Genomic DNA, 2,147 nt, shown 5'->3' with positions numbered 1-2,147 from the left:
GAGGATTTCCTGGGCGGACCACGCGGGTAACACTGGCTCCCATGTCCGCAAGCATCATCGCGGCAAAGGGACCGGGGCCGATGCCACCGAGGAAAAGGACTGACGTGCCGGCGAGGGGAGAACTCATTGTGACCTACCTAACGGTGTACGAAACTTGTGTTCATCGTACCGTTGGGTAGGTCAGGCAACAAGGGTGGTTAAAAGTTAATCCGCCACGAGTGTTTCGATGGTCAGTTCCGGGTGCTCCTTCTCAATGAAGGCCAGCTTCCACTTATCGCCGAAGAGGGCGATGAGCTCGCCGTCGGTGCGGGTGAAGATCTCCACGCCGCGCTGGCGGCCCAGCTCGGGCGCGGACTCGGCGTCGGTGCGGCGCGCCACCGAGTAGGGGATGGGCTCGGTGATCGTCTCCACGTTGTATTCGACCTCCATGCGGGCCTGCATGACCTCGAACTGCATGGGACCCACCGCGGCCATGACCGGGGCGGCATCGCCACGCGTATCGTTGCGCAGAATCTGGACCACGCCCTCCGCGGCCAGCTGGTCCAAGCCCTTGCGGAAGGCCTTGTAATCGCCCAAAGACTTCGCGCGCAGGATGCGGAAGGACTCCGGAGCGAACTGCGGCATGGGCTTGAACTGCACCTTCTTGCCCGTGTAGATCGTGTCACCCGGTGCGAGGGAACCGGCGTTGACCAAGCCGACGATATCACCCGGGTAGGCCGTGTCCACGGTGTCACGCGTGCGGCCAAAGACGGTCAGCGCGTACTTAGTGGAGAAGCTGCGGCCGGACTGCGCATGGTTGACCTGCATGCCGCGCTCAAACTCACCGGAGACCACGCGCATGAAAGCGAGGTTATCGCGGTGCTTGCGGTCCATGCCCGCCTGTACCTTGAAGATGACGCCCGAGAACTCATCGGTGACCTCACGGACCTCATCGATGGCAGCAGCTCCGCCGGAGCCAGCAGCTTCAATGGCCTGAGGATCCGACTCGCGCGAACGCGGAGCCGGGGCAATCGCGCACAGCGTATCCAGAATCTGGTGGACGCCGAAGTTCAGCATCGCCGAGGCGAAGATGAGTGGGGAGGTCACGCATTGCTCAAAGAGCTCCTGGTCATGCAGGGCGCCGTCGGCGGCCAGCAGCTCTGCTTCCTCCACGGCTGTCTCCCAGGCATCCTCTTCCTTCGCGGCTGCATCCTCAGGCGCGTAGTGCTCCTCAGGGGCGATAGTGGAACCACCGGCGGTGCGCAGGAAGTGCACGTACTCGTCGGCCTCGCCGTCATCGTTGATGTGGGCCAAGCCGCGGAAGTCGCCGGCGATACCCACCGGCCAGTACAGCGGGGTGGGCTGTAGCTGGATTTCGTTCACGATTTCATCGACAAGCTCCAGCGGTTCCCGTCCCACGCGGTCCCACTTGTTGATCACCGTAATGATCGGCAGGCCGCGGGCCTTACACACGCGGAAGAGCTTGAGGGTCTGGGGCTCGAGGCCCTTGGCGGCGTCGATAAGCATGACGGCAGCATCGACCGCCGTGAGCACGCGGTAGGTATCCTCCGAGAAGTCCGCGTGGCCCGGGGTATCCACCAAATTGATCATGTAGGGCTCGCCCTCGTGCCCCTCGGGTGCGTACTCGAACTGCAGGGCGGAGGAGGCGACGGAAATACCGCGTTCCTTCTCCATCTCCATCCAGTCAGAGACCGTGGACTTGCGGTTGCCCTTGCCGTGCACCGCGCCGGCCTCGTTGATGACGTGCGCGTGCAGCGCCAGCGCCTCCGTCAACGTGGACTTACCAGCATCCGGGTGGGCGATAACGGCGAATGTGCGGCGGCGGGAAGCTTCGGAGGCAATACTCATGCGGGCTAGTTTAGCCGCTGCCTGCTACCACTCCACATTGAGCTGGCGGCCCAGATCATCGAAGATGCGCCGCGCCACCGAGAGCTTCTTCGCAATCGGTCGCTGCAACCCCGGCTTGCGCTTCTGGTTGTAATACTCGCCGGATTTGAAATGGATGCCCGGGGTGCCGCTGAGAAAATAGGCTAAGTTTTCTCCGCCCTTGTCCGCCTTGCCCAAAACGTATTGAGCCGCAGCGGTCGAATACAGCTTGCTCGTCCTACTCGTTGAGTTATGCCCGAAACCAGTATTCAAAATGCCCG

2 protein-coding genes and 1 pseudogene are annotated in these 2,147 nt (G+C 62.5%); all 3 read right to left on the bottom strand.

Going from position 1 to position 2,147, the window contains the following annotated elements; all coding sequences use genetic code 11:
* A partial coding sequence (locus RDN59_RS12120; protein WP_308608053.1) for a CoA transferase occupies positions 1-127 on the bottom strand: 127 nt, incomplete at its 3' end.
* A 77-nt stretch (positions 128-204) separates the two neighbouring features.
* Positions 205-1,848, bottom strand: a complete 1,644-nt coding sequence (locus RDN59_RS12115; protein WP_308608052.1) for a peptide chain release factor 3 — start codon at positions 1,846-1,848, stop codon at positions 205-207.
* 24 nt (positions 1,849-1,872) lie between these two features.
* Positions 1,873-2,147 (bottom strand): annotated as a pseudogene (locus tag RDN59_RS12110) (oxidoreductase); the annotation flags it as partial.

Source organism: uncultured Corynebacterium sp. (assembly GCF_902489365.1).
Taxonomy (GTDB): Bacteria; Actinomycetota; Actinomycetes; order Mycobacteriales; family Mycobacteriaceae; genus Corynebacterium.
This window is presented reverse-complemented; position numbering and strand designations above follow the sequence as displayed.

Coding starts and splice junctions, on each gene's coding strand:
- RDN59_RS12115 (WP_308608052.1), bottom strand. CDS start 1,848: ATGAGTATTGCCTCCGAAGCTTCCCGCCGCCGCACATTCGCCGTTATC.